The organism is Xanthomonas sp. WHRI 6106 (assembly GCF_040202405.1).
In the GTDB taxonomy this organism is placed as follows: Bacteria; Pseudomonadota; Gammaproteobacteria; order Xanthomonadales; family Xanthomonadaceae; genus Xanthomonas; species Xanthomonas cannabis.
In genome coordinates this window covers 374,203-382,736 of sequence record NZ_JBEGFC010000002.1, presented here as the reverse complement: position 1 = coordinate 382,736, position 8,534 = coordinate 374,203, and the positions used below count along the sequence as shown (strand labels likewise).

General features: G+C 63.7%; 7 protein-coding genes. 5 read left to right on the top strand and 2 right to left on the bottom strand.

What is annotated here, in order from left to right; genetic code table 11:
* Positions 1-14 precede the first annotated feature (14 nt).
* From ABQZ09_RS04820 to pilB, 3 genes are all read left to right on the top strand, one after another.
* On the top strand, positions 15-320 hold the full coding sequence (locus tag ABQZ09_RS04820; protein ID WP_349776347.1) for a pilin: 306 nt from the start codon (positions 15-17) through the stop codon (positions 318-320).
* A 95-nt stretch (positions 321-415) separates the two neighbouring features.
* The gene (locus ABQZ09_RS04815; RefSeq protein WP_266103781.1) at positions 416-829 is read left to right on the top strand and encodes a pilin; all 414 of its coding nucleotides are present in this window, start codon (positions 416-418) and stop codon (positions 827-829) included.
* A gap of 41 nt (positions 830-870) precedes the next feature.
* Positions 871-2,607, top strand: a complete 1,737-nt coding sequence (pilB, locus tag ABQZ09_RS04810) for a type IV-A pilus assembly ATPase PilB (protein ID WP_104559900.1) — start codon at positions 871-873, stop codon at positions 2,605-2,607.
* A gap of 213 nt (positions 2,608-2,820) precedes the next feature.
* Here the strand turns inward: pilB and ABQZ09_RS04805 are convergent, their stop codons facing one another.
* The gene (locus tag ABQZ09_RS04805) at positions 2,821-4,215 is read right to left on the bottom strand and encodes a sigma-54-dependent transcriptional regulator (protein WP_016901261.1); all 1,395 of its coding nucleotides are present in this window, start codon (positions 4,213-4,215) and stop codon (positions 2,821-2,823) included.
* Positions 4,216-4,407: 192 nt separating this feature from the next.
* Positions 4,408-6,021: a sensor histidine kinase gene (locus tag ABQZ09_RS04800; RefSeq protein ID WP_349776238.1), complete on the bottom strand. Its 1,614-nt coding sequence runs from the start codon at positions 6,019-6,021 to the stop codon at positions 4,408-4,410.
* Between the two features lie 231 nt (positions 6,022-6,252).
* On the opposite strand from ABQZ09_RS04800, the gene sucC reads away from it, so the two are divergent.
* Complete coding sequence (gene sucC / locus ABQZ09_RS04795; RefSeq protein ID WP_039405518.1) at positions 6,253-7,422, top strand: ADP-forming succinate--CoA ligase subunit beta; 1,170 nt, start codon at positions 6,253-6,255, stop codon at positions 7,420-7,422.
* A gap of 24 nt (positions 7,423-7,446) precedes the next feature.
* A complete protein-coding gene (gene sucD / locus ABQZ09_RS04790) occupies positions 7,447-8,322 on the top strand; it encodes a succinate--CoA ligase subunit alpha (RefSeq protein WP_005921370.1) in 876 nt (291 codons plus the stop codon).
* Positions 8,323-8,534: the final 212 nt, after the last annotated feature.

Sequence of the window (8,534 nt, the reverse complement as noted above, 5' to 3'; positions counted from 1 at the left end):
TGCGCGTCACGGAACTGGCTGTGATGGCTAGCTCCTTCAAGACCACGGTAGCAGAAAATATAGCTAATAATGGTGGTGAGTTGCCCGCTAATGCCTGCACAGGCGTTGGTGCGACCACAGCTACGACCAATATGGCCTCGATTGCGTGCACCCCTGCTTCCGGGAATATTGTCGTCACTGGTGACGCAGTTCGTACCAAGGGAACCATCTTGACATACGCGCCGACGCCGGGCGCCGCCAATTCGGCGGTTGGTACCACCTGGACTTGCACTGGTAGTGGTAGCCAAGCTAAGTACTACCCGGCTGAGTGCCGCCGTTAATTTAGGTGCAGTAGCAGCCTATTGATTAAGAGGCCTCGCAAACGCGGGGCCTCTTTGCGTGAGGCATTCGTCGTGGCTTTCGAACAGAGGGATTTATGAGCCGGGTAAACGGTTTCACCTTGCTCGAAATGATGATTGCTATAGCGATCGTGGGGATATTGTCCGCGTTGGCTCTGCCTGCCTATCAGAGTTACGTAATCAAGGCGCGCGTGTCGGAGGCAATTATTTTGGCTGACTCTGCTAAAGCGGCGGTGACGCAGAATGTCAATAACGAAAATGCTTTGACCAATACTGCATGTGCGGGGGTGAGCGGGCTTTCGTCACCTACTAAGAATGTGTCTTCCTTTACGTGCCAGGGTGCAGGAATTCTTACGGTCGTCACTACCAGCGTTGCCGGTTCGGTCACTCTTTCACTTGTACCCAGCTACAACTCAGATCGCCCGGTAGTCTGGACTTGCCGGCATGTTTCCGGACCAGCTAGCTACGTGCCGTCAGATTGCCGAAACTGATGTAGTTAGTTAAGTTGCTATGTCTGCGTAGGAGTTTTGCCATGAACGTTGCAATCAGCTCAAATCTAGTTGGGATTACCGGCATTGCGCGGCGCCTTGTTCAGGATGGCGCGCTCGATGAGGCGAGTGCACGTGCGGCAATGGATCATGCAACCCAGGCCAAGGTTCCTTTGCCGCAATGGTTCGCCGAAAAGAAGCTTGTAACAGCCGCGCAGCTCGCGGCCGCCAACGCGGTAGAGTTCGGTATGCCGTTGATGGACGTGTCGGTCTTCGACGCCAACCAGAACGCGGTCAAGCTGGTCAGTGAAGAGTTGCTCCAGAAGTACCAGGTGCTGCCGCTGTTCAAGCGCGGCAACCGGTTGTTCGTGGGGGTGAGCAACCCGACCCAGACCCGGGCGCTGGACGACATCAAGTTCCATACCAATCTGGTGGTCGAGCCGATCCTGGTCGACGAGGACCAGATCCGTCGCACCCTGGAGCAGTGGCAAGCCAGCAATGCGGCGCTTGGCTCGTCGCTCGGGGACGACGACGAGGGCATGGGCGACCTGGACGTGTCGGCCGGGGATGAGGACATGGGCGCCGGCGGGGATTCCGGGGTCGATGCCAAGGGCGACGACACGCCGGTGGTGAAGTTCGTCAACAAGGTGCTGGTGGATGCGATCCGGCGGGGAGCCTCCGACATCCATTTCGAGCCCTATGAAGACGACTACCGGGTGCGCTTGCGGATCGACGGGCTGTTGAAGAACGTGGCCAAGGCGCCGGTGAAGCTGAACCAGCGCATCGCCGCGCGTCTGAAGGTGATGTCGCAGCTGGATATCGCCGAGAAGCGGGTGCCGCAGGACGGGCGCATCAAGCTCAACCTGTCCAAGACCAAGCAGATCGACTTCCGTGTGAGCACCTTGCCGACCCTGTTCGGCGAGAAGGTGGTGCTGCGTATCCTGGACGGCAGCGCGGCCAAGCTGGGCATCGAGAAGCTGGGCTACGAGGCGGACCAGCAGAAGCTGTTCCTGGAGGCGATCCACAAGCCGTACGGCATGGTATTGGTGACCGGGCCGACCGGTTCGGGCAAGACGGTGTCGTTATACACGGCGCTGGGCATCCTCAACGACGAGACGCGCAACATCTCCACGGCCGAGGACCCGGTGGAAATCCGCCTGCCTGGCGTCAATCAGGTGCAGCAGAACAACAAGCGCGGCATGACCTTTGCCGCGGCGCTACGCTCGTTCCTGCGCCAGGACCCGGACATCATCATGGTCGGCGAAATCCGCGACCTGGAGACCGCCGAGATTGCGATCAAGGCCGCGCAGACCGGTCACATGGTGTTGTCAACGCTGCACACCAACGATGCGCCGCAGACCATCGCGCGTTTGATGAACATGGGCATCGCGCCGTACAACATCACCTCGTCGGTGACCCTGGTGATCGCGCAGCGTCTGGCGCGGCGCCTGTGCAACAACTGCAAGCGCAAATCGACCTTGCCCGAGCATGCGTTGCTGGCCGAAGGCTTCACGCCTGCGCAGATCGCTGCCGGGATCGAGCTGTATGAGGCGGTCGGTTGCGACGAGTGCACCGAAGGCTACAAGGGCCGTACCGGTATCTACCAGGTGATGCCGATGACCGACGAGATCGGCGCGATCGTGCTGGAAGGCGGTAACGCGATGCAGATCGCCGAGGCGGCACAGAGTATCGGCATCCGTGACCTGCGCCAGTCGGCGTTGGTCAAGGCCGCGCACGGTGTGACCAGCCTGGCCGAGATCAACCGGGTGACGAAGGACTGAGTGCTGGGAATCGGGAATCGGGATTGGGGAATCGCAAAAGCCTGGGGCCTGTACGTCCCAGGCTTTTTTGTTTGGACAACAGCGTCAAGGATTGCGGCGGGCCACCGCGAGGTAATGCATTAGCCAATCCACGGCGGTGTGTCCCGCAAGAACCATCGAAGCGGCGCCTGTGCTTTTACGATTCCCGATTCCCCAATCCCGACTCCCGGCCTTTTACTCCATCCCCAACTTTTTCAACTTGTAACGCAACGCTCGAAACGTGATGCCCAGCTGCGCTGCGGTCTTGGTCTTGTTCCAGCGGTTTTCTTCCAGTGCCTTCTGGATCGCGGCGCGCTCCAGTTGCTCGATGTAGGAAGGCAGGGCGGCCGAGGCGGGGTCGATGTCGACCACCGCTTCGCGGGGTTCGACGGCGGCGCTGCCGGGGGTGGCGGCCAGGCGATGGCCGCCGTGGGCGGGCAGGCGCAGGTCGGTGGCGCTGATCTGGTCGTCTTCGGCCAGGGCCAGGGCGCGTTCGAGGATGTTTTCCAGCTCGCGCACGTTGCCGGGAAAGCCATATTGGTCCAGCGCGTCGAGCGCGGACTGGGTCAGCAGCGGAATCGGCCGGCCGTGGCTATGCGCCAGGCGCGCGATGATGGCCGCGGCCAGTTGCGGCAGGTCGCCGCCGCGTTCGCGCAGCGGCGGCACGCGCAGTTCGATGACGTTGATGCGGTAGTACAGGTCGTGGCGAAAACGGCCGTCGGAGACCAGGTCGCCCAGGTTCTTGTGGGTGGCCGAGAGAATGCGCACGTCCACCAGCGACTCGCTGGAGGCGCCCACCGGGCGCACCGATTTTTCCTGGATCGCGCGCAGCAGCTTGACCTGCATCTGCAGCGGCAATTCGGCCACCTCGTCCAGAAACAGCGTGCCGCCGTGCGCGGCCTGGAACAGGCCGGGCTTGTCGGCATGCGCGCCGGTGAAGCTGCCCTTCTTGTGGCCGAAGAATTCGCTTTCCATCAGTTCGGCGGGAATGGCGCCGCAGTTGACCGGCACGAACGGGCCGGCCGCGCGTGCGCCCTGTTCGTGGATGGTGCGCGCGACCAGCTCCTTGCCTACGCCCGATTCGCCGACGATGTAGACCGGCGCCTGGCTGCGCGCGACCTTGCCGATGGTGGCGCGCAGGCTTTCCATCGCACTGGAATCGCCGAGCAGGCGGCTGGCCTGTTCCGGTGGCGGCGGTGGCGGGGCAGGGCGGTCGCGGTTATTCAATTCCAGCGCGTGCTTGACCAGGCCGCGCAGCACGCTGATGTCCACCGGCTTGCTGACGAAGTCGAAGGCACCTGCCTTCAAGGCTTCCACTGCCAGGTCCATGCTGCCGAACGCGGTGATCATCGCCACCGGGGTCTGCGGATAGTGCTTGGCGATTTCGGTGACCAGCTCGATGCCGTTGCCGTCGGGCAACCGCATGTCGGTCAGGCACAGGTCGTAGGGATTGTTGGCCAGCAGCTCGCGTGCTTCGGCCAGGTTGGCGGCGGTGCTGATGCGCAGGCCCATCCGGCCCAGGGTGAGAACAAGCAGTTCGCGAATGTCACGCTCGTCATCGACAACCAGGGCACTTTTCGGTTCGTTCATGTGGCGCACGATAGCCCACGGCGATGACCGTCGACAATTGCCGGCCGGGTCCGGGCGTAACGATTCACGCGATCACACGATGGTGCGCGGGCGCAGCACGATGCGCAGCGGCTGGCTGCACGGACACGATCGCAGCGCTAGCGCAGGCCACAGCGCCATTGGCTTGCTGCTGGCATGACGCGACGATCCAGCTTATTTCCCGCGCAGGCTATTGGGCCCCTGCAACAGGATCCGGAAACAGGCGCCGCCGCCCGGCACCGACACGTAGTCCAGTTGCGCCTGGTTGGCGCGGCACAGTTCCTGGGCGATATACAGGCCCAGCCCGGTGCCGTGCTCGGAGGTGGTGTAGAACGGGCGGAACAATTGCGCGGCCACTGTCTCCGGGATGCCGGGGCCGCGGTCGACCACGTCGATCACCGCCATGCGCTCCATGCGCTCCACGCGCAGTTTCACCCGCGCTGGTTCGTCCATGACCCGGCCGTACTTGAGCGCGTTGTGCACCAGCGCGGTCAGGATCTGGTGCAGGTGCTTGGGGTCGATCAAGGCATGCACGGCATTGCCCTGGATGCTGGCCTCCAGGATGTCGGTCTCCATCGACAGGGTCTGCCGGTACTCGACCACGAAGCGGCGCACGAAGGCGGCCAGATCCAGGTTGTCCGGACTTGCGCGCTCGCGGCGGGCCAGCGCGAGCACGCTTTCGACGATGCCGTTGGTGCGCTGGCATTGCTGGTGGATGATCTGCAGCAGGCGGCGGTCGGCATCGCCGATGTCCGGGGATTCTTCCAGCAGCTGCGAGGCGTAGCTGATCGCCGCCAGCGGGTTGCGGATTTCGTGCGCCAGGCTGGCAGAGAAGCGGCCCATCGCCGACAGGGTCAGCGATTCGGCGCGGCGCGAGACCACCGTGGCATCGTCCAGGAACACCAGCACCAGGTCGCTGTCGGCCAGCAGGCGGACGAAACGTGGCTGCACCTCGGGGCGGTCGGCGCCGAGCTGCAGTGGCGCTTCCTCCTGTCGCCAGCCGCTGCGCCAGCGTTGCAGCCGGCGCGCCAGTTCCGGGGTGAGCGCAGCCAGCGACAGGTCGGTCGGTGCCTTGCGCTGGTCGCCATCGCCCAGCAGCGCCAGTGCGGCTTCGTTGGCCAGGCTGATGTGATTGTGCGCATCCACCACCAGCACGCCGGTACGCATGCGCCGGATGATCAACTCGTTGATCTCGTACAGATTGGCGACCTGCGCGCCGCGTTCTTCGGCCAGCACCTGGTTGCTGCGCGCGCGCGAGGCGATCTGTTCGCAGATGAAGGCCACCGCCACGTAGCTGGTGGCGAACATGGCCAGCTCGGCCAGCGGCCGGGTGGCGCCGCCGCCTTCGAGCAACGTCCACAGGTATTCGAGCACCATGCCGCTGCTGGCGAGCACCGCGATGCCCATGCCGTAACGCAGCCGCAGCAGGATCGAGGCGGCCGCCACGTTGAACAGCAGCATCATCGCGATGCCCGCACTGGCACCAGGCAGGGCATGCGTGGCCAGGGTCGCGGCCAGGATATCGGCGATCACCGCACACAGGACAGTGGCGGTCAGCCGGCGTTCGTTGCGGCCCCAGAACAGTAGCGGGATGGCCAGGCACAGGTAGCCGATCGCCACCGCCGCGCCCAGCCGGGGGTAGCGCGGCTCCGGGATGGCGTCGGACAGGGGGCTGAACACCAGCGCGGCGATCAGGCCGGCCACCAGCACCCGGTATAGCGAGAAGAAGTACAGCTCGCGCTGCGGCGCGGACTGGATCCGGTCGATGAGCGATGCGCTGGATGCCAAGCCGATTCCCCGCCATAACAAGCCGCGAGTATAGGCAGGTGCGGCGGCATGCACAGCGTGTGCGCACATTGCCGGGCGGCGCGCAAGTCTGCGATTGCTCGGCCAATTCCGGCGAATTTTGCGCCGCACGGCGTGGTCGGCCACAATAGGCGGCCCGTTCGCGTCCCATGACGTGCCGCCTAGGCGGACTGCGTTGCACGCAGCGGTCGTTTCCTTTTCCCACGGTGACGCATGAATTTCCACGAATACCAGTCAAAACAGCTGCTTGCCGAGTACGGCATCCCCGTTCCGGCCGGCAAGGTCGCGGCGACCCCGGACGAAGCGGTTGAAGTCGCCAATTCCCTGGGCCAGGGCCCCTGGATGGTGAAAGCGCAGATCCACGCGGGCGGCCGCGGTAAGGCTGGCGGCGTCAAGTTCTGCAAGACCACCGACGATGTGAAGGCCGCAGCGGCCAAGATGCTCGGCACCAAGATGTCGACCTACCAGACCGCCGGCGTCGAGCTGCCGATCAACCTGGTGCTGGTGACCACCGCCGGTGAGATCGTCAAGGAGCTGTACCTGTCGATCCTGGTCGACCGCGGCACCAAGACCATCACCTATATCGCCTCGTCCGAGGGTGGTGTGGAGATCGAGCAGGTGGCAGCTGAAACGCCGGAGCTGATCCATTCGCTCAACGTCGATTTCGTCGAAGGCGTGCAGGGCTATCACGGCCGCGATTTCGGCTTCAAGCTCGGCCTGAACGCCAAGCAGGCCGGCCAGTTCGCCAGCATCATGGTGAACCTGTACCGCCTGTTCAACGAAAAGGACCTGGCGCTGGTTGAAATCAACCCGCTGGCGATCCTGGACGACGGCAACCTGTATGCGCTGGACGGCAAGTTCGACAGCGACGACAACGCCGCGTTCCGTCAGAAGCAGCTGGTCGCCATGCGCGACAAGACGCAGGAAGACGAAACCGAAGTGACCGCGTCGGAGCTGGACATCAACTACGTCACCATGGACGGCAACATCGGTTGCATGGTCAACGGCGCAGGCCTGGCCATGGCCACCATGGACGTGATCAAGCTCAATGGCGGCGAGCCGGCGAACTTCCTGGACGTGGGCGGCGGTGCCAACAAGCAGCGCGTCATCGAAGCATTCAAGCTGATCCTGTCCTCGGACAAGGTCGAAGGCATCTTCGTCAACATCTTCGGCGGCATCGTCCGCTGCGACATGATTGCCGAAGGCATCATCGCCGCGGTCAAGGAAGTGGGCGTCAAGGTTCCGGTCGTGGTGCGCCTGGAAGGCACCAACGTGGAAGAAGGCAAGCAGCTGTTGCGCGACAGCGGCATGGCCATCATCCCGGCCGACAACATCAACGACGGTGCCAAGAAGGTCGTCGAAGCTGTCAAGAACGCCGCCTGATTCACGACACCGAAGGAACTATCCATGTCCGTTTTGATTAACAAGAACACCAAGGTGATCGTGCAGGGCTTCACCGGCCAGCAGGGCACCTTCCACGCCACTCAGATGGTCGAGTACGGCACCCAGGTCGTCGGCGGCGTGACGCCCGGCAAGGGCGGCACCACCCATATCAACCTGCCCGTGTTCAACACCGTGGCCGATGCGGTCGAGGCCACCGGCGCCGACGCCTCGGTGATCTACGTGCCGCCACCGTATGCGGCCGATGCGATCCTGGAAGCGGCTGCGGCCGGCATCAAGGTCATCGTGTGCATCACCGAAGGCATCCCAGTGCTGGACATGCTGCGCGTCAAGAACGTGCTGACCCGCTCGCATCCGGACACCGTGCTGATTGGGCCGAACTGCCCCGGCGTGATCACCCCGGGCGAATGCAAGATCGGCATCATGCCGGGCCACATCCACAAGCCGGGCAAGATCGGCATCGTGTCGCGTTCGGGCACGCTGACCTATGAAGCGGTCAAGCAGACCACCGAAGTGGGCCTGGGCCAGAGCACCTGCATCGGCATCGGTGGCGACCCGATCAACGGCCTGAACTTCGTCGACTGCCTCAAGCTGTTCAACGAAGACCCGCAGACCGAAGGCATCATCATGGTCGGCGAAATCGGTGGTGACGCCGAGGAAGCCGGTGCCGAGTACATCAAGAACCACGTCAAGAAGCCGGTCGTCGGCTTCATCGCCGGTGCCTCGGCGCCGGCCGGCAAGCGCATGGGCCACGCCGGTGCGATTGCATCGGGCGGCAAGGGCACTGCCGAAGGCAAGTTCGCGGCGATGGAAGCCGCCGGCGTCAAGACCGTCCGTTCGCCGGGCGATCTGGGTGCGGCGATCGCTGCGCTGGTGAAGTAAGCACGTCCCGCGCGCGTACGCGTGTGAGCGTTTGAGGCCGCCTTCGGGCGGCCTTTTTTGTGGGTGTTTGGAAGCGTTCCCTCATCCGCCCTTCGGGCACCTTCTCCCGCAGGCGGGAGAAGGGAGCAACAGCAGGAGCAACAGCAGGAGCAACAGCAGGAGCAACAGCAGGAGCAACAGCAGGAGCAACAGCAGGAGCAACAGCAGGAGCA